Origin of the sequence: Luteimonas rhizosphaericola (assembly GCF_029888045.1) — a bacterium.
In the GTDB taxonomy this organism is placed as follows: Bacteria; Pseudomonadota; Gammaproteobacteria; order Xanthomonadales; family Xanthomonadaceae; genus Luteimonas; species Luteimonas rhizosphaericola.
The window spans coordinates 417214-440699 of sequence record NZ_JARXRN010000025.1 but is presented as its reverse complement, the minus strand read 5'-3'; the positions used below and the strand labels follow the sequence as shown (position 1 = coordinate 440699).

The 23486-nt window shown below is 71.3% G+C and carries 17 protein-coding genes and 1 riboswitch; of the genes, 8 read left to right on the top strand and 9 right to left on the bottom strand.

The window, feature by feature from the left end:
* Nucleotides 1-11 precede the first annotated feature (11 nt).
* Both QFW80_RS11235 and QFW80_RS11230 read right to left on the bottom strand, forming a co-directional pair.
* Nucleotides 12-3197, bottom strand: a complete 3186-nt coding sequence (locus QFW80_RS11235) for a multidrug efflux RND transporter permease subunit (protein ID WP_280602050.1) — start codon at nt 3195-3197, stop codon at nt 12-14.
* Between the two features lie 6 nt (nt 3198-3203).
* Nucleotides 3204-4457, bottom strand: coding sequence for an efflux RND transporter periplasmic adaptor subunit (locus QFW80_RS11230; RefSeq protein WP_280602049.1), 1254 nt, complete (start codon nt 4455-4457; stop codon nt 3204-3206).
* 220 nt (nt 4458-4677) lie between these two features.
* Between QFW80_RS11230 and QFW80_RS11225 the strand changes: the two genes are divergently transcribed.
* The 3 genes from QFW80_RS11225 to QFW80_RS11215 all read left to right on the top strand — a co-directional run bounded on the left by QFW80_RS11225 (nt 4678) and on the right by QFW80_RS11215 (nt 9952).
* Complete coding sequence (locus tag QFW80_RS11225) at nt 4678-5418, top strand: TetR/AcrR family transcriptional regulator (protein WP_280602048.1); 741 nt, start codon at nt 4678-4680, stop codon at nt 5416-5418.
* 27 nt (nt 5419-5445) lie between these two features.
* A complete protein-coding gene (locus QFW80_RS11220) occupies nt 5446-6636 on the top strand; it encodes an efflux RND transporter periplasmic adaptor subunit (RefSeq protein ID WP_280602047.1) in 1191 nt (396 codons plus the stop codon).
* Between the two features lie 127 nt (nt 6637-6763).
* Nucleotides 6764-9952 carry an efflux RND transporter permease subunit gene (locus QFW80_RS11215; protein ID WP_280602046.1) on the top strand — a complete coding sequence of 1063 codons (3189 nt, stop codon included), beginning with the start codon at nt 6764-6766 and terminating at the stop codon, nt 9950-9952.
* 79 nt (nt 9953-10031) lie between these two features.
* Here the strand turns inward: QFW80_RS11215 and bioD are convergent, their stop codons facing one another.
* Nucleotides 10032-10724 (bottom strand): dethiobiotin synthase, encoded by a 693-nt coding sequence (bioD, locus tag QFW80_RS11210; RefSeq protein ID WP_280602045.1) that lies wholly within the window; start codon nt 10722-10724, stop codon nt 10032-10034.
* A 248-nt stretch (nt 10725-10972) separates the two neighbouring features.
* Here bioD and QFW80_RS11205 point away from each other — a divergent pair, with 248 nt between their 5' ends.
* From QFW80_RS11205 to QFW80_RS11195, 3 genes are all read left to right on the top strand, one after another.
* Entirely contained in the window at nt 10973-11455 is a 483-nt protein-coding gene (locus QFW80_RS11205; RefSeq protein ID WP_280602044.1) for a GAF domain-containing protein, read from the top strand.
* Nucleotides 11452-11832, top strand: coding sequence for a TfoX/Sxy family protein (locus QFW80_RS11200; protein ID WP_280602043.1), 381 nt, complete (start codon nt 11452-11454; stop codon nt 11830-11832). Before QFW80_RS11205 ends, QFW80_RS11200 begins: the two co-directional genes overlap by 4 nt.
* 242 nt (nt 11833-12074) lie before the next feature.
* A riboswitch (cobalamin riboswitch) is annotated at nt 12075-12308 on the top strand.
* Between the two features lie 125 nt (nt 12309-12433).
* Entirely contained in the window at nt 12434-14305 is a 1872-nt protein-coding gene (locus tag QFW80_RS11195) for a TonB-dependent receptor domain-containing protein (protein ID WP_280602042.1), read from the top strand.
* Between the two features lie 165 nt (nt 14306-14470).
* Here QFW80_RS11195 and QFW80_RS11190 read toward each other — a convergent pair whose 3' ends face one another.
* From QFW80_RS11190 to polA, 4 genes are all read right to left on the bottom strand, one after another.
* On the bottom strand, nt 14471-14947 hold the full coding sequence (locus tag QFW80_RS11190) for a hypothetical protein (protein ID WP_280602041.1): 477 nt from the start codon (nt 14945-14947) through the stop codon (nt 14471-14473).
* Nucleotides 14948-15055: 108 nt separating this feature from the next.
* The gene (gene gph, locus QFW80_RS11185; protein WP_280602040.1) at nt 15056-15763 is read right to left on the bottom strand and encodes a phosphoglycolate phosphatase; all 708 of its coding nucleotides are present in this window, start codon (nt 15761-15763) and stop codon (nt 15056-15058) included.
* Between the two features lie 198 nt (nt 15764-15961).
* A complete protein-coding gene (gene dinB / locus QFW80_RS11180; protein WP_280602039.1) occupies nt 15962-17044 on the bottom strand; it encodes a DNA polymerase IV in 1083 nt (360 codons plus the stop codon).
* Between the two features lie 468 nt (nt 17045-17512).
* The gene (gene polA / locus QFW80_RS11175) at nt 17513-20290 is read right to left on the bottom strand and encodes a DNA polymerase I (protein WP_280602038.1); all 2778 of its coding nucleotides are present in this window, start codon (nt 20288-20290) and stop codon (nt 17513-17515) included.
* Nucleotides 20291-20454: 164 nt separating this feature from the next.
* Between polA and QFW80_RS11170 the strand changes: the two genes are divergently transcribed.
* Both QFW80_RS11170 and QFW80_RS11165 read left to right on the top strand, forming a co-directional pair.
* Entirely contained in the window at nt 20455-20748 is a 294-nt protein-coding gene (locus QFW80_RS11170) for a DUF2782 domain-containing protein (protein WP_280602036.1), read from the top strand.
* 37 nt (nt 20749-20785) lie between these two features.
* Nucleotides 20786-21838: an oxidoreductase gene (locus tag QFW80_RS11165; protein WP_280602035.1), complete on the top strand. Its 1053-nt coding sequence runs from the start codon at nt 20786-20788 to the stop codon at nt 21836-21838.
* Between the two features lie 29 nt (nt 21839-21867).
* On the opposite strand, the gene QFW80_RS11160 is transcribed toward QFW80_RS11165, so the two are convergent.
* Nucleotides 21868-22317, bottom strand: a complete 450-nt coding sequence (locus tag QFW80_RS11160) for a universal stress protein (protein WP_280602033.1) — start codon at nt 22315-22317, stop codon at nt 21868-21870.
* A gap of 84 nt (nt 22318-22401) precedes the next feature.
* Nucleotides 22402-23319: a phosphogluconate dehydrogenase (NAD(+)-dependent, decarboxylating) gene (gnd, locus tag QFW80_RS11155; protein WP_280602031.1), complete on the bottom strand. Its 918-nt coding sequence runs from the start codon at nt 23317-23319 to the stop codon at nt 22402-22404.
* Between the last annotated feature and the right edge of the window lie 167 nt (nt 23320-23486).

The window sequence follows — 23486 nt, the reverse complement described above, 5'->3', positions numbered from 1 at the left end:
CCCGCCAGCCGTCAACCCTTCGACACAGGTCCCGACGCCGGCGTGGCCTTGCCCGTTCCCGGGAGCGGCTCGTCCATGCTGTCGCCGAGCATGCGCCGCACCGCGACGAAGAACACCGGGATCAGCAGCAGGCCGAGGAAGGTGGCGAACAGCATGCCGCCGATCACGCCGGTGCCGATCGCGTGGCGCGCATTGGCGCCGGCGCCGGTGGAGATCGCCATCGGCACCACGCCCATGATGAAGGCCAGCGAGGTCATCAGGATCGGGCGGAAGCGCAGGCGCGCCGCCTCCACCACCGCCTCGCGCAGGGTCTTGCCGGCCGCGCGTTCGAGCACCGCGAACTCCACGATCAGGATCGCGTTCTTCGCCGCCAGGCCGATCACCGTCACCAGCCCGATCTTGAAGAAGATGTCGTTCGACAGCCCGCGCATCATGGTGAACACCACCGCGCCGAGGATGCCCAGCGGCACCACGAGGAGCACCGAGACCGGGATCGACCAGCTCTCGTACAGCGCGGCCAGGCACAGGAACACCACCAGCACCGAGAGCACCAGCAGCAGGGTCGCGGTATTGCCGGCGATGATTTCCTGGTAGGACAGTCCGGTCCAGTCGAAGCCGATGCCGGTGGGCAGCTCCTCGGCCACGATGTCCTCCATCGCGTTCATCGCCTCGCCGGAGCTGCGGCCCGGGGTGGGCGCGCCGTTGATGTTCACCGCCGAATAGCCGTTGTAGCGGGTGAGCGAGGGCGAGTTCATCACCCACTCAGAGGCCACCACGTTGCTGAGCGGGATCATCGCCGCGTTGCCGTCCGCATCCATCTGCGTGGACGGGCTGAAGAAGCGTGAGAACGACTCCGGCCCGGTGCGGTAGGGCGCATCGGCACGCATGATCACGCGCTTGATGCGGCCCTCGGCGAAGTAGTCGTTGACGTACACCGGCGCCAGCATCAGCTGGATCGCGTTGTACACATCGCCCACCGCCAGCCCCATCGCCTGCGCCTGGGCACGGTCGACGTCGAGCTGCAGCTGCGGCGAGTCGGCCAGCGTGTTCGGGCGCACGCCGGACAGCACGTCGCCGCGCTGCGCGGCGGCGCCGAGCAGGGTGTCGCGCGCCTGCCCCAGCGCCTCGCGGCCGAGGCTCGCGCGGTCCTGCAGGTACATGTCGAACCCGCCGAACTGCCCCAGGCCCTGGATCGTGGGCAGGTTGACCACGAAGATCGACGCGTCGCGCACGCCCTGCAGCGCCCCGTTGGCCTGCTGGATGAACTCGGGCACAGTGACGTCGCGCTCGTCCCAGTGCTTGAGCCGGACGAACGCCATGCCCACGTTCTCGCCCTGGCCGACGAAGCTGAAGCCGGCGATCTGCATCATGCCCTCGAAGCCGTCGATGCCTTCGAGCGTGCCGCGCACCTGCTCGAACACCGCCTGGGTGCGCTGCAGGGTCGAGCCCGGCGGCAGCTGCACGATCGCCAGCGCGTAGCCCTGGTCCTCCTCGGGCACGAAGCTTCCGGGCAGGCGCGTGAACAGCAGCCCGCAGGCCACGCTCAGGGCGGCGAACACGATCATCCAGCGCGGCGCGTGCCGGATCGCACTGCCGATGTGGCCGACATAGGTGCGGCTCACCCGCTCGTAGCCGCGGTTGAAGTTGCGGACGATCCAGTTCTCCTTCTTCCCGTCCGGATGCTCGCCCGGGGCCGCGTGCTGCTTGAGGAAGGTCGCGCACAGCGCCGGGGTAAAGCCCAGCGCGAGGAAGGCCGAGAACGCCATCGCCATGGCGATCGTGATCGCGAACTGCTTGTAGATCTCGCCCGAGGCGCCGCCCTGCAGCGCACTGGGGATGAACACCGCGGCGAGCACCACCGTGATCGCGACCACCGCGCCGGTGATCTGGTCCATCGCCTTCTCGGTCGCCTCGACCGGCGGCAGGTGCTCCTCGGACATGATGCGTTCGACGTTCTCGATCACCACGATCGCGTCGTCGACCACGATGCCGATCGCCAGCACCATCGCGAACATGGTCAGCTGGTTGATGGTGTAGCCGATCAGGCTCAGGCCCAGAAAGGTACCCAGCAGCGCGACCGGGATCACCAGCGTGGGGATGATCGTCGCGCGCAGGTTCTGCAGGAACAGCAGCATCACCAGGAACACCAGCACGACCGCCTCGATCAGGGTCTTGACCACCTCGTTGATCGAGATCCGCACGAAGGTGGTGCTGTCGAACGGCGTGTACCACTCCACCCCGGCGGGGAACGTCGTCTGCAGCTCGTCCATGCGCGCGGTGATCGCCTCGGCCACCGCCAGCGCGTTCGCGCCCGGCTGCAGCATCACCGCGACCGCGCCGGTGGGCTGGCCGTTGAACTTGGCGTCGAAACCGTAGCCCTGGGCGCCGACCTCCACCCGGGCCACGTCGCCCAGGCGCACCACCGCGCCGTCGCTGTCGGCGCGCAGGATGATGTTGCGGAATTCGTCGGGCGTGCTGAAGCGGCCCTCGGCCGCCACCGTGGCGGTGAAGCCCTGGCCCTGCGGCGCCGGATCGGCGCCGATCGAGCCGGCGGCGAACTGCGCGTTCTGCCCGCGCACCGCGGTGAGCACCTGGCTGGCCGACATGCCGTAGCCCTGCAGCTTGACCGGGTCGAGCCAGATGTTCATGGCGTACTCGGAGCCGAAGTGCTGGGTGTTGCCCACGCCCGGCACGCGCGCCAGCGGCTCGAGGATGCGTGAGGCGATCAGGTCGTTGAGCGCGTTGCGGTCCATCGCCGGGTCGCTCGAGCGCAGGCCCACGACCATCAGGAAGCCGCTGTTGGCCTTGGCCACCACCACGCCCTGCTGCACCACCTCGGTCGGCAGCCGCGGCGTGGCGAGCGACACCTTGTTCTGCACCTGCACCTGGGCGATGTCCGCGTCGGTGCCGGTCTCGAAGGTGAGGGTGATCGACACCCGGCCGGACGAGCTCGAGGTCGAGCTGAAGTACAGCAGGTTGTCGATGCCGGTGAGCTGCTGCTCGATCACCTGGGTGACGGCCTGCTCGGCGGTGCGCGCATCGGCGCCCGGGTAGCTCGCGCCCACGGTGACCTGAGGTGGCGCGACGTTGGGATAGGACTCCACGCCCATGTTGAGCAGCGCGATCACGCCGCTGAGCGAGATCAGGATCGCGATGACCCAGGCGAAGACCGGGTGGTGGATGAAGAACCGTGACATGGCCGGTCAGCCCCCGGTGGCGGGATCGGCGCCGGCGTCGTTCTCCGCCGGCGGCGCATCGGGTGCGTCGCCCGCGGGCGCGGTTCCGGGCGCGGGCGTCTCGCCGGCGCCGGTCGCGGGCGCCTGCGCGCTGCCGGATGCGGGCGCGGAGCCAGGCGCCGGCGCGGGCGTCCACGGCACCGCCTTCGCCGGCGCATCGGCCTTGACCTTCTGCAGGCCGGAGACGATGACCTGCTCGCCGCCCGCCAGGCCGCCGCTCACGATCCAGCGGCCGGCTTCGGCGCGCTCGAGCGTGACATCGCGGCGCGCGACGTTGCCGTCTTCGCCCACCACCATCAGGTACGCACTCTTGGCATCGCGCTGCACCGCGGCCTGCGGGATCGCGAACACGTCCTGCAGTTCGCCCAGCTGCGCGCGCAGGCTGACGTAGGTGCCGGGCAGCAGCTGGCCGTCGGGATTGGGGATGCGCGCGCGCATCGAGATCGCGCCGGTGGCGGGATCGACGATGTCGCCGGAGAAGTCCAGCGTGCCGGCGTGCGCGTACACGCTGCCGTCCGGCAGCACGACCTCCACGCTCGACTCCGCGCCCGGCGCCGACTGCGCCTCGCGGATGCGCGCCAGTTCGCCCACGCCGAGCGAGAAATTCGCGTACAGCGGGTCGATCTGGTCGACGGTGGTGAGCAGGGTTGCCTCGCCCTGCCCGACCAGCGCGCCCTCGGTCACGCGCTGGCGGCCGGCGCGGCCGCTGATCGGCGCACGTACGGTGGCGTAGCCGAGGTTGATGCGCGCCGAATCCACGGCCGCGCGACCGGCCTGCACCGCGGCCGCGGCGCTGCGTTCGGCCGCCAGCGCATTGTCGAGGTCGGCGGCGGAGACGTAGTTCTGCGGCGCCAGCTTGCGCGCGCGGTCGGCGTTGGCGCGGGCGTTGGCGTGGTTGGCCTGGGCCTGGGCGAGCGAGGCCTGCGCGGTGCCGAGCGCGGCCTGCAGCGGCGCGGGGTCGATCAGGAACAGCACCTCGCCCTCGCGCACGTCGCTGCCCTCGGTGTAGACGCGCTCCTGCAGCACGCCGGGCACGCGGGCACGCACGTCAGCGGTCCGGAACGCCGCCAGCCGGCCGCCCACGTCCAGGGTCAGCGGCAGATCCGCGCTCGCGGCCTCGATCACGCCGACTTCGGGCGGCGGCGGCGCCTGCGGAGTGTCGTCGCCGCCGCAGGCGGACAGCAGGAGTAGGGCGGAGAGGGCGATGGGCAAGCGACGCATTCGGGCAGTCCCTGTCGGGCCGGCGGGGGCCGGCAACGGCTGAATTTCTGTACCGGACAGTATAGAGTGTCGTCCGGCGGACGGCCCCCTGCCGTTAGTCAGGGGCGGCCAACACCCGTGGCCACGCCGTCGGGACGCGGCATGTACGCTGGATCATGGAATGAATCTGGTTCACAATGCGCACCCCGCCCGCCCCTCCCCCGGCCGTCGTGCCGTTCCCATGTCCACTGTCGATCGCAGACAACGCGAGTTCGCGCACCGCGAGGACCGCTTCCTCGACTGCGCGCAGGCGCTGATCCAGCGTGACGGCCTGCTCAATCTGCAGATGTCGAAGATCGCGGACGAGTGCGAGTACGCGATCGGCACCCTGTACAAGCACTTCGCCAGCAAGGAAGACCTGCTGGTGGCGCTGTCGACCCGCAACTGCCTGGGCCGGGTGGAACTGTTCGAGCGCGCCGCGCGCTGGCCCGGGCCGACCCGGGAACGCATCCTCGCCATCGCCCTGGCCGACCTGATCGTGCTGCACGAACAGCCCGAGCACTTCCGCCTGGCGCAGTTCGTGTGGACCGACGTGGTCTGGGGCGCGGCCTCGGAAGACAGCCGCCGGCGCGCGCTCGAGGCCTGCGAACCGCTGGCGCGCCTGGTCGACGGGATCGCCGCCCAGGCCCGGCGCGACGGCGACCTGCCGTACGACTTCGCCCTGCCGGACGAGCGCCTGACGATCGGCCCATGGATCCTGTGCCTGGGCATGCATACTCTCGCCCAGCAGCAGGGCCTGCTGGATCCGTCCGGCATCGGGGATCCCTACCGCCTGCTGTTCAAGCACCTGCACTACCTGCTCAACGGCTACGGCTGGCGCCCCCTGTTCGATCCCGGCGACGACGCCGCGCTCGACCGCATGACCGAGCGCCTGTGCCGCGACGTGTTCGACGCGCCCTGCCCGTATCCCGTCCGCCCCTGATCGTCGACTCCCCCGAAGGCTCCTCCCATGTCCACCGCCCCCAAGCCGCGCAAGCCCCGCTTCACGCTGCGCCTGATCCTGATGCTGGTCGCCGCCCTGCTGATCTTCGGCGGCGTGTTCGCCGTCAAGGCGATCATCGGCGCGCAGACCAACAAGTTCTTCGACAACATGCCGCAGCCGGCCTCGGCCGTGAGCGCGGCCGAGGCGCGCACCGAGCGCTGGTCCGACGATGCGCAGGCGGTGGGCACGCTGGTGGCGGTGAACGGCACCGACGTGACGACCGAGGCCGGCGGCGTGGTGCGCAGCATCGAGTTCGAAGCCGGGCAGCCGGTGCGCGCCGGCGAAGTGCTGGTGCGGCTGAACACCGACAACGAGGCGGCCACGCTGCAATCGCTCGAGACCTCGGCCCGGCTGGCCAAGGTACAGGCCGACCGCTGGCAGAAGCTCGGCCAGGACCAGCTGGTGTCGCTGGACGAGATGCAGCAGCGCGTCGCGGCCTCGGCCAGCGCACAGGCGCAGGCCGACGCCCAGCGCGCGCTGATCGCGCAGAAGACCATCCGCGCGCCGTTTTCCGGCGAGCTGGGCATCCGCAAGGTGAACCTCGGCCAGTTCGTCTCACCGGGAACGCCGATCGTCAGCCTGCAGCAGCTCGATCCGATCTACCTCGACTTCACCCTGCCCGAGCAGCAGATGGACGACCTCGAACCGGGCACGCCGGTCCGAGCGACGCTGGAGGGGCTGCCGGGGCAGGTGTTCGAAGGCACGGTCACGGCGATCGAGCCGGGGGTCGACCCGAACACGCGCAACTTCACCGCGCAGGCGACGCTGGACAATCCCGACGGCCTGCTGCGCCCGGGCGCGTTCGCGCGCGTGGACTTCGACCTCGGCGGCGAGCGCGAGGTGGTGGTGATCCCGCAGACCGCGGTCAGCTTCAACCCATACGGCAACGCGGTGTTCGTGATCACCAAGACCCCGCGCGCCGAGGGCGAGACCGACATGCAGGGCAAGCCGCTGACCGGCGACAAGCTGGTGGTGAACCAGCGTTTCGTCACCACCGGCGCCACCCGCGGCGACCTGATCGCGGTGACCGACGGGCTCAAGCCCGGCGAACAGGTCGCCACCAGCGGCCTGCTCAAGCTGCGCAACGGCGCCGAGGTGACGATCAACAACGAGGTGCAGCCGAGCGCGGATGCGCGGCCCGAGGCGGAGAACCGCTGAGACACGAGCGACCTCCCCACCCATCCGGTCCGGCGCAGCACGCCGGCCGTTCGGGACACCCGCACGGCAGTGCCGTGCAAGCGGGTGTCCCTCACCCCCTCCCGCGGGGGAGGACACGAGAAGCGCGATGAAATTCACCGACATCTTCATCAACAAGCCCGTGCTGGCGATGGTCGTCAGCCTGTTCATCCTGATCTTCGGCCTGCGCGCGTTCTCCGAACTCAACGTGCGCCAGTACCCGGAGCTGCGCAACGCGGTGATCAACGTCACCACGGTGTACTACGGCGCCGACGCGGACCTGATCCAGGGCTTCATCACCACGCCGCTGGAGCGCGAGATCGCCAGCGCCGAGGGCATCGACTACCTGTCCTCGACCAGCTCGGCGGGCGTGAGCACCATCCAGGCCTACATCCGCCTGGACCAGGACCCGAACGAGGCGCTCACCCAGATCGCGGCCAAGGTCAACAAGATGCGCGGGCAGCTGCCGCCGGAGTCCGAGGACCCGGTGATCGACCTGCAGCAGGGCCAGCAGATCGCGGCGATGTACGTGTCCTTCGCCAGCGAGACGCTCAACAACAACCAGATCACCGACTACCTCACGCGGGTGGTGCAGCCGAAGATCGTCACCGTGCCCGGCGTGCAGCGCGCGGACATCCTCGGCGCGGGCACCTTCGCGATGCGCGTGTGGCTCAAGCCCGAGCGCATGGCCGCGCTGCAGGTCACCGCCAGCGACGTCTCCAACGCGCTGTCGTCGAACAACGTGCTGGCGGCGGTGGGCTCGACCAAGGGTCAGATGGTCGCGATCGACATGACCGCGCGCACCGACCTGCGCAACGCCGACGAGTTCCGCGAGCTGGTGGTGCGCGAGGAAGGCGGCGCGATCGTGCGCCTGGGCGACGTCGCGGACGTGGCGCTGGGCTCGGAGAACTACGGCACCTCGGTGCGCATCAACGGCGAGGCGGCCACGTTCATGGGCATCTTCGTCGCGCCCGACGCCAACTCGCTGGACGTGATCCGCGACGTGCGCGAGCTGTGGGACGACGAGATCGTGCCGCAGCTGCCCGAGGGCATCATCGCCACCATCCCCTACGACAGCACCGAGGCGATCCAGGACGCGATCAACGAGGTGGTGACCACCATCATCGAGGCAGTGATCATCGTGATCGTGGTGATCTTCCTGTTCCTGGGCAGCCTGCGCAGCGTGCTGATCCCCGCGGTGACCGTGCCGCTGTCGCTGGTCGGCGTGCTGTTCCTGATGCTGCTGATGGGCTTCACCATCAACCTGCTCACGCTGCTGGCGATGGTGCTGGCGATCGGCATCGTGGTGGACGACGCGATCATCGTGCTGGAGAACATCCACCGCCACATCGAGGAGGGCATGTCGCCCTACGACGCGGCGATCAAGGGCGCGCGCGAGCTGGCGTGGCCGGTGGTGGCGATGACCACCACGCTGGTGGCGGTGTACCTGCCGATCGGCTTCCAGGGCGGTCTGACCGGCGTGCTGTTCACCGAGTTCGCCTTCACCCTGGCCGGCGCGGTGCTGCTGTCGGGCGTGATCGCGCTGACGCTCTCGCCGATGATGAGCGCCAAGATCCTCAAGCCGCACGCGGAGGGCAGCAAGGGCCGGCTCGAAGCCTGGCTCGACGCGCGCTTCGACAAGCTGCGCCACGGCTACCAGCGTCGCCTGCACGGGGCACTGGAGACCAAGTCGATCATCGCGCTGTTCGGCGCGATCGTGCTGGTCTCGTGCGTGTTCCTGTACATGACCGCGCCCAAGGAGCAGGCGCCGCTGGAGGACGAGGGCTTCATCTTCTCCATCGCCCAGGCCGACCCGACCGCGACCCTGGACTACGTTGAACGCTATACCGAGCAGGTGACCCAGATCGCCAAGGGCGTGCCCGAGGTGCAGGACTACTTCCTGTTCAACGGCGGCTTCGGCGGCAGCGGCGGCGGCGCCAGCCCGATGGCGATGGCAGGCTTCGTGCTCAAGCCCTGGAGCGAGCGCGACCGCTCGACCAAGCAGGTGCTCGACCAGGAACTGCAGCCGCAGATCAGCCAGGTCAGCGGCCTGAACACCTTCGCCCTGGTGCCGCCGTCGCTGCCCAGCGCGGGCGGCGACGGCGGCGGCGAGTTCATTATCGGCGGCGTGGGCGAACTCTCCCAGCTCAACGAGCTGGCCGACGGCATCCTGCAGCGGGCGATGGACAGCAAGCGCTTCATCTTCCTCGACAAGGACCTGAAGATCGACAAGCCTCGGATCGAGGTCGAGATCGACCGCGACAAGGCGGCCACGCTCGGCATCGACATGCGCACCCTGGCCGCCGACATGGCGTCGATGCTCTCGGGCGGCTACACCAACCGCTTCGCGATGCAGAACCGCTCGTACCTGGTGATCCCGCAGGTGCAGCGCAGCGACCGGCTCAACGCCAGCGACCTGGAGAACTACTACACCCGCACCCGCGACGGCGAGCTGATCCCGCTGTCGACCCTGGTCACGCTGAAGGAAAGCGCGCAGCCGCAGTCGCTCAAGCGCTTCCAGCAGCTCAACGCGGTGTCGATCACGTTCATGCCGCGCCCCGGGGTGAGCAAGGGCGAGGCGCTGGAGATCCTCGACCAGGCCGCGGCGGAAGTGCTGCCGCAGGGCTACAGCGTCGACTACGCAGGCGAGTCGCGCCAATTCAAGCAGGAGGGCTCGGCGATGCTGCTGACCCTGGCGCTGGCGCTGGTGATCATCTTCCTGGTGCTGTCGGCGCAGTTCGAGAGTTTCCGCGATGCGACGATCATGCTGCTTACGGTGCCGATGGCGATCTGCGGCGCGCTGCTGACGCTCAACGTGCTCGCGATCGTCAGCGGCATCCTGGGCTTCTCGGGGATCGAGGCGTTCCCCGGCATGAGCATCAACATCTACACCCAGGTCGGGCTGGTGACGCTGGTGGGCGTGATCTCCAAGCACGGCATCCTGATCGTGGAGTTCGCCAACAAGCTGCAGATCGAGCAGGGCCTGTCCAAGCGCGAGGCGATCGAGGAGGCCACCGCCATCCGCCTGCGCCCGGTGCTGATGACCACCGCGGCGCTGGTGTTCGCGATGATCCCGCTGCTGATCGCCAGCGGCCCGGGCGCGGCCTCGCGCTTCTCGATGGGCATGGTGATCGCGTCGGGCATGACCATCGGCACGATGTTCACCCTGTTCGTGCTGCCGGCGTTCTACCTGTACCTGGCGCGCGACCACGCGCACGATGCCGACCACGCGCGCGGTCCGTCATCCGCCCACGGCGACGACGCCCCGCTGCCGCCACCGGCTCCGCAGCACGGCTGACGCCACGGAGCGGGTCCGCCGGCACGGGTCAGCGCGCTATCCGACGCGTCGCAGTTAGTCCGTGGGCGACATCGCCCGCTCAGGACAGCAGCGACGACACATCGATCCGCGCGGCGGCCGTCGCGCCGCCGGACGCCACGCCTGGCGAGGGCAGATGCGGCAGCACGCCCAGGCAGGGCGCGGGCAGCGCCTCCCGCAGCAACCCCAGATAGTCGTCGAACCGGTCGAAGTCCGGCTCGATCGTGTTGCCGATCCAGCCTGCGAACCGGCAACCGTCCGCCTCGATCGCGCGCGCACTCAGCCGCGCATGACTCAGGCACCCCAGCCGCAGCCCGACCACCAGCACCACGTCGGCGCCGATCGCGCGCGCGAACGCGGACTGGTCCAGGCCGTCGCCCATCGGCGCCAGCCAGCCGCCGGCACCCTCAACCACCATCGCCTGCGCCGTGGCCGCGAGCCGCGCATACGCCGATCGCAGCACCGGCAGCGCCACCGACACCCCCGCATCGCGCGCGGCGAGCTGCGGCGCGGTGGCGTGCTCGAGCGCATAGGGATTGGCGTCGCCGTAGGTGGGGGGAGGATCGCTCGCCGCGATCAGCGCCAGCGCGTCCTCGTTGTGCCAGCCGCCGTCGCTCCAGTCGCAGCCGCTGGCCACCGGCTTCATTCCCACCGCACGCAGCCCGCGCCCGCGCAGCGCATGCAGCAGGGCCACCGAGGCGACGGTCTTGCCGACGCCGGTGTCGGTGCCGGTGACGAACCAGGCGCGCGTCATCGCGCTGCCGCGTCCACGACGACGGCGCGGCCGCCTCCACGCGCCGCGCGGGACGCCCGGCTGCGAGGCAGGCGTGCAGGATCGATCCGGCCCCCGGACCGCGCGCGGCACGCATCACGCGGCCGGAACGCCGCACGCTGCACCCGCGTCCCGGCCGCTCCACGCTGCCGGATGCGGCCCATGTCCCGATGCCACCGCCCCACCGCCGTCTCCTCAGGTCGCGCGCGGGCCACTGCTACACTGGCCCGATGTTCACCGCCTCCAGTCTAAGCGGCGACAGGCCGCAGCAATACGCCCAGCTCGCGGACCACGCGCGCGCCCTGCTCCACGGCGAGCGCGACCGGATCGCCAACGCCGCCAATCTGTCCGCGCTGGTTTACCACGCGCTGCCGCGGCTGAACTGGGTCGGCTTCTATTTCTTCGACGGCACCGAACTGGTGGTCGGCCCGTTCCAGGGCCTGCCGGCCTGCGTGCGGATTCCGCTCGACAGGGGCGTGTGCGGCGCCGCCGCGCGCACGCGCCAGACCCAGCGGGTGGACGACGTGCATACCTTCCCGGGACACATCGCCTGCGACGCGGCGTCGCGCTCGGAACTGGTCGTGCCGCTGGTGCAGCATGGCGCACTGGTGGGCGTGTTCGACCTCGACAGCCCGGATCCGGCCCGTTTTGACGTTATCGACCAGGAGGGGCTGGAAACCCTCGCCCGCATCTACGTCGAGTCGCTGCCATGAATGCACCGCTGAAAATGCGCAACATCGGTCCCAAGTCCGCCGCCTGGCTGCGCCAGGTGGGGCTGCGCACGGAGGCCGACCTGATCAGTGCAGGGCCGGTGGACGCGTTCATGCGGGTCAAGCGCGCCGGCTTCAAACCGAGCCTCAACATGCTGTACGCGCTGGAAGGCGCGCTGCAGGACTGCCACTGGCAGGAAGTGCCCGAGGCCCGGCGCGCCGAACTGGTGGCCGCGGTGGAGGCGGCCACGGCCGACCTGCCGCCGCCGCGTGGGCGTCCGGCCGCCGCGCCGGTGACGACCACCCACCACCAGGAAGAATCCGCCGCGCCGGCGTTCGGCTTCCTCGACGATCCCTCCGGCGGCGGCGAACGCGACTGATCCTGCGACGGCCCGGCCGACGGGCCGCGCCAGTCGGTGCGAACCAGGTCTCGGTGGACAACCCTCGGGCCTGCGTACCTGATCGACGCGCCGCGTGGGCCGGCTGCCATGGGCCTATGTGCGGTCCGATGCGCCGGCAGGGGCTGGGCCGATCCGCGCGCGCGCCGAGGTCCGCGGCGCGCGCCCACAGCGCCGACGACGCCTGCCCCACGGACATCCGCCCGCGTATGACCGCGTGGCTTACAATGCCCGCGCTTCGAGGTGGCCCGCGGGCATGCGCCCAAGGGCTGAAACGGGAAGCCGGTGACGCCGGCGTCGCAGCATGCGACGCGGCCAGTCCGGCACTGCCCCCGCAACGGTAAGCGCGTCAGGCCGCCGCATCCGCCACTGTGCCCAGGGCATGGGAAGGCGCGACGGCCAGGGCATCCAATGCCCAGCGCGCGAGTCCGGAGACCGGCCACGGAGTCCACTGGTTGCGGCGCGGAGGGCGTCGCGGCGGCGATGCCGGCGCGCGTCTCCGGTTCCGCGGCCTCCGCTCTCCCTGTCGCGACCCGACCGAAACCGGCGCGTGCGCGGGTGTGCGCGCCATGGAGAGCCCTGCATGCAACGTTCCCTGCCCGCGGCCATCGCCGCCGCCCTGTTCCTGTCCGCATCCACCCTGCCCGGGGCGGCGCGCGCCGATGCCGCCGCCACCGACCTCGACACCGTGCTGGTCACCGCCACCCGCAGCGAGCAGCGGCTCGCCGACAGCCTGGTGCCGGCCCAGGTCATCGAACGCGCCGACATCGAGCGCAGCCAGGCGCGCGACCTGATCGAACTGCTGCGCGGCCGCGCCGGCATCGACGTCGGCAACACCGGCGGCCGCGGCAAGCTCAGCAGCCTGTTCCTGCGCGGCACCGAATCCGACCACGTGCTGGTGCTGGTGGACGGGGTGAAGATGAACTCCGCCACCGCCGGGATGGCCGCGATCCAGGACCTGCCCTTGGCGCAGATCGAACGCATCGAGATCATCCGCGGGCCGCGCTCGAGCCTGTACGGCTCCGAGGCGATCGGCGGCGTGATCCAGGTGTTCACCCGCGGCGGCCGGGAGCCCGGCTTCTCGCCCTACGCCAGCGTCGGCGGCGGCAGCCACGCCGCGCGCGAGGCCAGTGCCGGCTTCGACCACCGCGGCGAACGCGGCTGGATCGGCGCCCACGGCGCCGTCGATCGCACCGACGGCATCAACGCCTGCCGCGGCTCCGGCGCGCTGTTCCAGGGCTGTTTCGCCGACGAACCCGACGACGACGGCTACCGCAACACCTCGATCAACCTGCGCGGCGGCTACCGCTTCGGCGAGGCGCTGGTGCTCGACGGGCAGTTCCTGCAGGCCGACGCCGAGAACGAGTTCGACGGCTCTTGGACCAACCGTTCGCGCACGCGCCAGCAGGTCACCGGCGCGCGGCTGCGGCACGTGCCAGAGGACGGCCGCCTGGCGTTGACCTTCGCCCTGGCGCGCAACGTCGACCGCTCCGACGACTTCCTCGACACCCTGCCGCGCAGCGATTTCCAGACCCGCCGCGACAGCGCCTCGGCGCAGGCCGACGTGCAGCTGGCCGAGGACCACTTGCTGAGCGCCGGGGTCGACCACAGCAACGACCGCGTCGACAGCGCCACCGCCTACGCGGTCGACGAGCGCGAGAACACCGGCGTGTTCCTCGCCTACGGCGGCCAGGCCGGCGCGCAGCGGTTCCAGGCCAGCGTGCGCCACGACGACAACCAGCAGTTCGGCAGCCACGTCACCGGCGCGCTGGGCTGGGGACTGGCGTTCGACTCCGGCATCCGGCTGACCGCCTCGCTCGGCACCGGCTTCAAGGCGCCGACCTTCAACGACCTGTACTACCCGGGCTCGGAGAGCCCCGGCCTGCGGCCGGAGGAGTCGACCAGCCTCAACCTCGGCGTCTCCCGCATCACCGAAAGTCACCACTGGTCGTTCGACGTGTACGAGAGCCGGGTGGACGACCTGATCGTGTTCGTCTACCCGCCGCCGGACTATCGCGGCGTGGGCAGCAACATCGACCAGGCGCGCATCCGCGGCGCCGAATTCGCGTTCGGCACCACGCTGGCCGGGATCGACCTGGGACTGGAACTGAGCCACACCGATCCGCGCGACCGTAGCGGCGGCGCCAACGACGGCAACCTGCTCGCGCGCCGCGCGCGCAGCACGGGGCGGCTGGACCTGGATCGCGGCTTCGGCCCGCTGCGCGCCGGGATCACCGTGCAGGCCGCCGGCAGCCGCTACGACGATCCGGCGAACGTGGTGCGCCTGGGCGGCTACGCCACCACCGACCTGCGCCTGGAAGTCGCGCTGCACCGCGACTGGACCCTGCTCGCGCGCGCCAGCAACGTGTTCGACCGCGAGTACGAAACGGTGGCCTGGTACTACCAGCCCGGCCGCGAGTACCACGTCGCGCTGCGCTGGCGCCCGGCGCGCTGAGGTCCTGGCGCCACATCGCACCGGCTGGCGCGGCGGATGCGGCGCCTTACGTCGCAGCGGCGTACACGGTCGATGCGTGCGGAAGCACGCCAGCCTGGCGCTGGATCGAATCGCCGGCGGTGCACCGTGCGCCGCCGGCCGCACGCGCGTCGCGCCGCGCGCCCGTCAGTGCAGCGCGCGCGCGGCGACGGCGGGCACCTGCAGCGCGGCGTGTCCGCGCACCGCCTGCAGGGTCGCCACCAGCTCGTGGTAGGTGCCGGCCAGGCGCGCGAACAGCTCGGCATAGGCGTCGCGTCCGGCATCGGCCACGCCCTGGTAGGCGCCGCGCCCCAGGTCCACGAAGTAGTCCACGCCCACCCGGCGCCGTCTCGCCAGCGCCGGGAACAGCCCGGCCACCAGCAGGCAGCGGTCGCCCACGTCCCGCAGCGCCTCGGTGCGCACACGGCCGACCTGCGCCTGCGCATCGAGCCATTCCAGCGCCTGGATGCGTGCCAGCAGGCGTTCATCGCGCTGGTGGCGCAGCAGCACGAAGACCAGGTAGCTCTCCTGCGATTCGTCGAGCGCCGCGCCGCGCGTGGCAAGCGCCTCCCGGATCACCGCCTGCCACAGCGCGGCCGCCGCCCCCTGTCGGATCCCGCTCATCCACGTCTCCCGGTTGACCCGATCCGAGACTAGCGCCGCGCCACGCGGTCGTGTTGGCAGCAGGTCACAGCGAGTGCTGCCGGGGCAGGGTGTCGGGTCCAGCGCCGGCTACGCGGCGCCAGTGGTCATCGCATGCGCGACCCCGCCGGGCGCCGGCAGCTGCAGCAGGCTGCGCAGGTCGCCGGTGACCGCCACCGCGCCCGCACCGTGCAGGTCGAACTCGCGGTGATAGCCGTAATCCACCAGCACCAGCGGCATGCCAGCGGCGCGCGCGGCGGCGGCATCGGTGTGCGAGTCGCCGACCATCACGCAGGCCTCCACCGGCGCGTCGAACGCGCGCGCCAGGTGCAGCAGCGGCAATGCCGAGGGCTTGCATTCGGGCAGGGTGTCGCCGCCGACGATGCCGTCGAACAGCGCGCGCCAGCCAAGCGCGTCGAGCAGCGGATCGATGAAGCGCTCGGGCTTGTTGGTGCACAGCGCGACCGCGACGCCGCGCGCACGCAACCCGCGCAGCGCGTCGTCGACGCCCGGATAGGCGCGCGCCTGGCGCGGCAGCGACGCCGCGTAGTGGCGCATCAGCAGGGCGAGCACGCGATCGAAGGCGTCGCCGTCCGGCAGGTCGGCACCGACGTGGCGCAGCGCGCGGTGCAGCAGGAAGCGCGCGCCCTCGCCGATCCAGGTGCGCACCAGCGCGTCGTCGGCGGACGGGTGGCCCAGCTCGCCAAGCGTCTGGTTCACCGCCCAGGCGATGCCGTGGGCGCTGTCGACCAGGGTGCCGTCCAGGTCGAACAGCATCGCGCGCGGGCCTGCAGTCATCGCCATGTCTCGTCGTCGGGGAGCTGCAGTCTAGCGGCGCCGGATGCCTGGATGCCCGGCGCATCCGCAGGCCCCGGCGTGGCACGGCGACGTAGGCGCGTGCCGGGCCGGCCCGGCGGCGGGCCGGCGCGCGCCTGCGTGCGCGGCGGCCTCCCGGGCCTCACCCATGCATTCGCCGCACGACGCATCGGGTCGCGCTCAGGGCACAGCGGGTTGGGTGGGGAACAGCCCCGGCTGCGGCACCGTCTCGTCGACGTCGCGGAAGTTGGACAGGCCCACGCCGACCAGGCGGTAACGCGTCTCCGGCGGCAGCGCCACCCGGTCGAGCAGGGCAAGCGCGATCGCGGTGAACGCCTCGCATCCGCCCGGCGGCACGTCGGGCGTCAGGCTGCGGGTGAGGATGCGGAACTGCGCGGTCTTGAGCTTCAGCACCACGGTGTGACCGATGCGCCCGGTCTTGCGGCCCGCCGCCTGCCAGGCCTTCTCGGCGATCCGCCGCACGTGTGGCACCAGGTCGGCCAGCGGCAGGTCGTGCTCGAAGGTGTCCTCGGCCGAGATCGACTGCACCGGCTGGTTGGGTTCGACCGGCCGCTCGTCGATCCCGCGCGCACGCCGGTACAGCGACGCGCCGAAGCTGCCGAAGCGCAGCTGCAGCTCCTCCTGCGCCAGCCCGCGCAACTCGCCCACGGTCCGCACGCCCAGTTCGGCCAGCTTGCCCTGCATCACCTTGCCCACTCCCGGGATGCGGCCGACCGGCAGCGGCAGCAGGAACGCATCCACCTGCGCGGGCTTGACCACGAACAGCCCATCGGGCTTGTTCCAGTCCGAGGCGATCTTGGCGATGAACTTGTTCGGCGCGACCCCGGCCGAGGCGGTGAGGCGGGTGCGCTCGCGGATCTGCGCGCGGATCGCCTGGGCGGTGGCGGTGGCGCTGGGCGAGTCGATCCGCGGCTCGGTGACGTCCAGATAGGCCTCGTCCAGCGACAGCGGCTGCACCAGGTCCGTATGGGCGTGGAAGATCTCGCGGATCTCGCGCGAGACCGCCTTGTAGCGCGCGAAATCCGGCGGCACGAACACCGCGTCCGGGCACAGCCGCTCGGCACGCAGCGCCGGCATCGCCGAGCGCACGCCGTAGCGCCGCGCCTCGTACGAGGCCGCGCACACCACCGAGCGAGCGCCGCGCCAGGCCACGACCACCGGCCGCCCGCGCAGCGTCGGATCGTCGCGCTGTTCCACCGACGCGTAGAACGCGTCCATGTCGATGTGGAGGATCTTGCGCACGGGAGGCGGATTCTAGGATGCCGCGCCGACGGCGTCGCGGACTGCGGCGGGTGCCTGCGGCCAAGCGGTGCAGGCCGCGTCGGAACGTCGCGCGATTCCGTGCGCCGGCGCCGTGCGGGCAATAAAAAGCCCCGCAGGCAGGGGGGGCCGGCGGGGCTCGGGGAACGGGACTCGGGGAGAAGTCTTGCGTTCCGGATCTCTGCTCCAGGGGATGGGAGGAGATCAGCGACAGACCTTGCATCTGTCGCGAGCTATATGACCACCCCGAACATTGAGAGTTCGTGAAGATATCGCTTGGAACCCGGAAGAATTCAGCCCGCGTTTACCTCATGCGGGCTGCCGACGTATTTCCGGGAAGTTACATGCAGTTACATACCCTGCCGAAGGTCATGGACGCATGGCCGTAACCACCCCGGCGCGCGATGTGAGCGCTCACAGACTCCGGCTTTCCGCACTGCCTCGCACGGCTCAATGCGCCTCGTCCCAGTTCGTCCCGACGCCCGAATCCACCACCAGTGGAACACGCAGTTCCGCTGCTGCCGACATGCGCGCCGGCACTTCGCGCAGCAGGGTGTCGACGAAGCCCGCCTCGACCTCGAACACCAGTTCGTCGTGCACCTGCAGGATCATCAGCGCCGCATCGGCGTAGCCGGCCAGCCAGGCGTCAATGTCGATCATCGCGCGCTTGATGATGTCCGCGGCGGTGCCCTGCATCGGCGCGTTGATCGCGGCGCGCTCGGCGCCGGCGCGCTGCGCCTGGTTGCCGCGCTGGATGTAGTCCAGGTAAAGACGGCGGCCGAAGACGGTTTCCACGTAGCCCTGGTCACGCGCCTGCTGGCGGGTGCGCTCCATGTAGTCGCGCACGCCCGGGTAGCGCGAGAAATAGGTGGCGATGTAGTCCTGTGCCTCGCCGCGGCCGATGCCGAGGTTGCGCGCCAGCCCGAACGCGCTCATGCCGTACATCAGGCCGAAGTTGATCGCCTTGGCGGCGCGGCGCTCGTTCGGGGTCACCTCGGCCAGGGTGCGGCCGAACACGTCGGCGGCGGTGGCGCGGTGGATGTCGGCGCCGGCGGCGAATGCGCCCAGCAGGCCGGCGTCCTCCGACAGGTGGGCCATGATCCTGAGTTCGATCTGCGAATAGTCGCAGGCGACCAGGCGCCGCCCCTCCGGCGCCACGAAGGCCTTGCGGATGCGGCGACCGTCCTCGGTGCGGATCGGGATGTTCTGCAGGTTCGGATCGCTCGAGGCCAGCCGCCCGGTGGCGGCACCGGCCTGGTGGTAGCTGGTGTGCACGCGGCCGGTGTGCGGATTGATCATCTCCGGCAGCTTCTCGGTGTAGGTGCTGCGCAGCTTGGCCAGGCCGCGGTACTCGAGGATCACGCGCGGCAGTTCGTGCTGGTCGGCGATCGCCTCCAGCGCCTCCTCGTTGGTGCTGGGCTGGCCCTTGGGCGTCTTCACCAGCGCCGGCAGCTTGAGCTCCTCGAACAGCAGCGCGCACAGCTGCTTGGGCGAGTCGAGGTTGAAGCTGCGGCCGGCCAGCTCGGTCGCCTTCTGCTGCGCGGCGAGCATGCGCCGGGACAGGTCCGCGGTCTGCCGGCGCAGTTCGTCCGCGTCGACCCGCACGCCGTTGGATTCGATCCGCTCCAGCACCGGCACCAGCGGCATCTCGATCGTGCGGTACACGCGCTCGAGCGCCGGCTCGGCCGCCAGCCGCGTCGAGAGCTCGCGATGCAGGCGCAGGGTGATGTCGGCGTCCTCGGCGGCGTAACGGGTGGCGTCCTCGATCGCCACCGACGCGAACGGGATCTGCTTCGCGCCCTTGCCGGCGACCGCTTCGTAGGGAATCGTCCCGTAGCCCAGCACCCGCTGCGCGAGCGAGTCCATGTCGTGGCGCTGGCTGGAGTTCAGCACGAAGCTCTCGAGCATGGTGTCGTCGGCGTAGCCGCGCAGGTCCACGCCGTGGCGGCGCAGCACGTGCAGGTCGTACTTGCCGTGCTGGCCGAGCTTGCGCCGGGCCGGGTCTTCCAGCAGCGGGCGCAGCGCGTCGAGCACCGCGGCGCGGTCGAGCTGCACGGGTGCGCCGGGGTAGTCGTGCCCGAGCGGCAGGTACGCCGCCTGGCCGAGTTCGACCGCGACGCTGATGCCCACCAGGTTGGCGCGCATCGGGTCGAGCGAATCGGTCTCGGTGTCGAGCGCGATTTCGTCCGCCGTCGCAAGACGCTGCAGCCATGCGTCCAGCTGCGCCGGGGTGAGGACGGCCTCGTATTCGCCGGGCGACGACAGCGCCGGATCCGGCGGCGGCCCGTCGGTGGCGGCCGGTGCGGTGATGCGGCCGCTGCCGCGGGCCCGGCCCGGCTCCTTCTCCACCGCATCCGCCGCGGCGCCACCGTCGAGCTCCTTGAGCGCCTGGTTGAAGCCGTAGCGCGCGTACAGCACGCGCAGGTCGTCGACATGTCGCGGGCGCAGGCGCAGCCCGTCGGGCGCGACCTCGAGTTCGACATCGGTGCGGATCGTCGCCAGCTGCCGGCTCAGCGGCAGCTGCGGCAGCGCTTCGCGCAGGTTCTCGCCGATCTTGCCCTTGATGGCGCCGGCATTGGCGATCACGCCGTCGAGGGTGTCGTATTCGGACAGCCACTTGGCAGCGGTCTTGGGGCCGCACTTGGGTACGCCCGGGATGTTGTCGATCGCATCGCCCATCAGCGCGAGCATGTCCACGATCTGGTCGGCGCGCACGCCGAACTTGGCCAGCACCGCCTCGTCGCCGTCGATGCGGCTGCCGGTCATGGTGTTGACCAGTTCCACCAGCCCGCGGCCGGGCACCTGCGCCCGCACGAGCTGGGCGAAATCCTTGTCGCTGGTGGAGATGGTGACGTCGATGCCCGCATCCGCGCCCTGCAGCGCGAGGGTGCCGATGACGTCGTCGGCCTCGACGCCCGGCACGCGCAGGATGGTGAAGCCCAGCGCCTCGACGATCCGGCACATCGGCTCCACCTGCGCGCGCAGTTCGTCGGGCATCGGCGGGCGATTGGCCTTGTAGGCCGGATACAGCGCCTCGCGGAAGGTCGGTCCGCTGGCGTCGACCACGAAGGCGGCGTAGTCCGGACCCTCCTTCAGCGTCGCGCGCAGCATGTTGACCACGCCGAACAGCGCGCCGGTGGGCTCGCCATCGGCATTGGTCAGCGGCGGCAGCGCGTGGAAGGCGCGGAACAGGTACGAGGAACCGTCGATTAGCACGAGTCTTGGCATGGCCCGATTCTACGCGCGCCCGGTCGCACCGGCCGGGAACGCGCCGGCGACGCCACTGCGCCAGATCCTGCGTCGAGCCGTCGATCCGTCCCGCGCGCCGCATCCCTCGCGTCGCCTTGATCCACGCGGCGCATAATGGCCTCCACCCCCGCCGGAGCTCCGCCATGCGCACCCGTGCCCGCCTGCTGCCGATCTTCCTGTCCGCACTCGTGCTCGGCGCCTGCGCCAGCTCCGGTCCCGCCACGGTCGAGATCCCGCCCGGCGCCGAGGAGGCCACCCGCACCGAGGCCAACGGCGACGTGATCACCGAATACCGCGTCAATGGCGAACTGCGCGTGGTGCAGGTAACGCCCTCGCGGGGTCCGAGCTATCACCTGTACGTACGCGATGGCCGCGTGCTGTCCACGCGCGAGGGCGACGACGCCCCGCAGACGTACTTCAAGCTGTTCGGCTGGTGAGTCCAGGCGGCCGCGCCGGCGCTGGCGGCGCGCGGGAATGAGCGAGGCGCTGAACGTCGCCCTGGTCGGCTACGGCTTCGTCGGCCGGGTCTTCCACGCGCCGCTGATCGCCACCACCCCGGGACTGCGCCTGCACACCGTGGTGTCGCGCGACGCGGCGAAAGTACACGCCGACCTGCCGGATGTGCGCGTGCTCGCGGAACCGGCGCATGCCTTCGCCGATGGCGCCATCGACCTGGTGGTCGTCGCCGCGCCCAATGCGGTGCATGCCTCGCTCGCGATCGCCGCACTGCAGGCCGGCCGCCACGTGCTGGTCGACAAGCCGTTCACCACCTCGCTGGACGAGGCGCGGCGCGTGCTCGAGGTCGCGCGCGCCACCGGGCGGCTGGCCAGCGTGTTCCAGAACCGGCGCTGGGATTCGGATTTCCTCGCCTTGCGGTCCCTCCTCGAGAGCGGCGCCCTGGGGGAACCGGCGGAACTGCACTCGCACTTCGACCGCTTCCGGCCGCAGGTCCCCGACCGCTGGCGCGAGCGCGCCGGGCCCGGCGCCGGGCTGTGGTTCGACCTCGGCCCGCACCTGGTGGACCAGGCGCTGCAGCTATTCGGCATGCCGCTGTCGATCCAGGCCGACATCGCGGCCCAGCGCGCGGACGCGGTGGTCGACGACTGGTTCCACGTGGTGCTGCACTACCCGCGCCTACGGGTGGTGCTGCACGCCGGCGCGCTGGTCGCCGCGAACACGCTGCGCCTCGCCGCGCACGGCACCGGCGGCAGCTACGTCAAGCACGGGCTCGATCCGCAGGAGGATGCGCTGCGCGCCGGCACGGTGCCGGGGGCCGGGGACTGGGGCCACGACCCATCGCCGGGGATCCTGACCACGATCGGGGACACGGGGCCTGTCGCGCGCGTGTTCGACGGTCCGCGGGGCGACTACCGCGCCTGCTACGCGGCGATGCGCGATGCGATCCTGGGTCGTGGCGAGCCGCCGGTCACGCCGGCGCAGGCGCTGGAGGTGCTGCAGGTGCTGGAGGCGGGCGTCGCGAGCGCGGCATCCGGCCGCCGCATTTCCTTGGAGGCCGCTTCGTCCTGATCCGCGTGCCCGCGGCGCCGTCCGTCTTTTCAGCGCACCACCAGGACCGGCACCTCGCTCCGGCTGACCACCGACTGCGCCTGGCTGCCGAGCAGCAGCCGGCGCAGGCCGCGGTGCCCGTGCGAGGCCATCACCAGCAGGTCGGCGCCACCCGCCTGCGCGGTCTCGAGAATGGCTTCGTCCGGCAGGCGGTCGGCCACGTGCAGGCCTTCGACCACGACGCCGGCGGCGTCGCCCCGGCGCCGGGCGTCGGCCAGGATCCGCTCGGCCTCCTGCGCGTGGCGTTGGCGCTGCTGCTCGCGCAGCTCGAACGCCAGCGCCAGGCCGGACGGATCGCCCGGCAGCGGGTCCTGCCAGGGTTCGGTGACGGTGACGACGGTCGCCCTGGCGCCCAGCGCGGCGGCCAGGGCCAGCCCCGCATCGAGGCCCTTGCCGGCGAGTTCGGAGCCGTCGGTGGCGATCAGCAGATGCCTGTACATGGCGCGCGCCTCGGTCTGGATGGGCGTCCATGACGCCACGCGCGCGCGTGCGCCGCCTTGATCCTGCTCAATCGTCCGCGCGTCTCAGCCCGGCGGGTGGTCGGGCTTCACGCCGTGGCCGCCGAAGGCGTCGCGCATCGCCGACAGCAGCCGGTCGGCATAGGCATTGCCCTCGCGCGAGCGCAGCCGCTCGATCAGCGACTGGGTGATCACCGGCGCCGCCACGTCCAGTTCGATCGCTTCGGCCACCGTCCAGCGCCCTTCACCCGAATCCGGCACGTAGGGCGCGATGCCCTCCAGCTGCGGGTTGCCGGCCAGCGACTGCGCGGTCAGGTCGAGCAGCCAGGAGCGCACCACGCTGCCGTGGCGCCACAGCTCGGCCAGCGCGGCGATGTCGGGCACCAGGTCCTCACGCTTCTGCAGGATCGCGAAGCCTTCGGCGTAGGCCTGCATCATTCCGTACTCGATGCCGTTGTGGATCATCTTGGCGAAGTGCCCGGCGCCGCTGGGGCCCACATGCCCCCAGCCGCGATCGGCCGCGGGCGCGAGCGCCGCGAACAGCGGCGACAGCCGCCCGGCGACCTCCGCGTCGCCACCGACCATCAGGCTGTAGCCCTCGGCCAGCCCCCAGACGCCGCCGCTGGTGCCGACGTCGAGATACGCGATGCCGTGCTCGCGCAGCGCCGCGGCGCGCCGCTGGCTGTCGCGGTAGAACGAGTTGCCGCCGTCGATGATGGTGTCGCCCGGCGCCAGCAGCGGCTGCAGCGCGGCAATGGTCGCGTCCACCGGCGCGCCGGCCGGCACCATGATCCAGGCCACGCGCGGCGGTTCCAGCGCGGAGACCAGCGCCTCGAGCGAGTCCGCCGCCTCCATCCCCGCCGCGACCAGGCGCCCGCGCGCTCCGGGCGCGGGATCGAAGCCCACCACCCGGTGTCCGCCCTGCTGCAGACGCTGCGCCATGTTCGCGCCCATCCGGCCCAGTCCGATCATGCCCAGCTGCATGCTGTCCTCCTGCTGTCGTGCATCCGCCGTGCATGGTGCCTGATGCGGGGCCGCCTTTCGCGCAGCTGCGCGGCTGGCCTGCGATCCAGAGCGTTCCACCGCGGCGAACGCAATGCCGGCGACGCCGACGGCGCTGGCCAGCCATCCGCGTCATACGGCCGCGCCGC

Excerpts from the sequence above, each read along its gene's own strand:
- QFW80_RS11230 (WP_280602049.1), bottom strand. The coding sequence starts at position 4,457 with ATGCGTCGCTTGCCCATCGCCCTCTCCGCCCTACTCCTGCTGTCCGCC.
- QFW80_RS11205 (WP_280602044.1), top strand. The coding sequence starts at position 10,973 with ATGTTCACCGCCTCCAGTCTAAGCGGCGACAGGCCGCAGCAATACGCC.
- QFW80_RS11220 (WP_280602047.1), top strand. The coding sequence starts at position 5,446 with ATGTCCACCGCCCCCAAGCCGCGCAAGCCCCGCTTCACGCTGCGCCTG.
- QFW80_RS11190 (WP_280602041.1), bottom strand. The coding sequence starts at position 14,947 with ATGAGCGGGATCCGACAGGGGGCGGCGGCCGCGCTGTGGCAGGCGGTG.
- QFW80_RS11200 (WP_280602043.1), top strand. The coding sequence starts at position 11,452 with ATGAATGCACCGCTGAAAATGCGCAACATCGGTCCCAAGTCCGCCGCC.
- bioD (WP_280602045.1), bottom strand. The coding sequence starts at position 10,724 with ATGACGCGCGCCTGGTTCGTCACCGGCACCGACACCGGCGTCGGCAAG.
- gnd (WP_280602031.1), bottom strand. The coding sequence starts at position 23,319 with ATGCAGCTGGGCATGATCGGACTGGGCCGGATGGGCGCGAACATGGCG.
- QFW80_RS11160 (WP_280602033.1), bottom strand. The coding sequence starts at position 22,317 with ATGTACAGGCATCTGCTGATCGCCACCGACGGCTCCGAACTCGCCGGC.
- QFW80_RS11225 (WP_280602048.1), top strand. The coding sequence starts at position 4,678 with ATGTCCACTGTCGATCGCAGACAACGCGAGTTCGCGCACCGCGAGGAC.
- QFW80_RS11195 (WP_280602042.1), top strand. The coding sequence starts at position 12,434 with ATGCAACGTTCCCTGCCCGCGGCCATCGCCGCCGCCCTGTTCCTGTCC.
- QFW80_RS11235 (WP_280602050.1), bottom strand. The coding sequence starts at position 3,197 with ATGTCACGGTTCTTCATCCACCACCCGGTCTTCGCCTGGGTCATCGCG.
- QFW80_RS11170 (WP_280602036.1), top strand. The coding sequence starts at position 20,455 with ATGCGCACCCGTGCCCGCCTGCTGCCGATCTTCCTGTCCGCACTCGTG.
- QFW80_RS11165 (WP_280602035.1), top strand. The coding sequence starts at position 20,786 with ATGAGCGAGGCGCTGAACGTCGCCCTGGTCGGCTACGGCTTCGTCGGC.
- polA (WP_280602038.1), bottom strand. The coding sequence starts at position 20,290 with ATGCCAAGACTCGTGCTAATCGACGGTTCCTCGTACCTGTTCCGCGCC.
- QFW80_RS11215 (WP_280602046.1), top strand. The coding sequence starts at position 6,764 with ATGAAATTCACCGACATCTTCATCAACAAGCCCGTGCTGGCGATGGTC.
- gph (WP_280602040.1), bottom strand. The coding sequence starts at position 15,763 with ATGACTGCAGGCCCGCGCGCGATGCTGTTCGACCTGGACGGCACCCTG.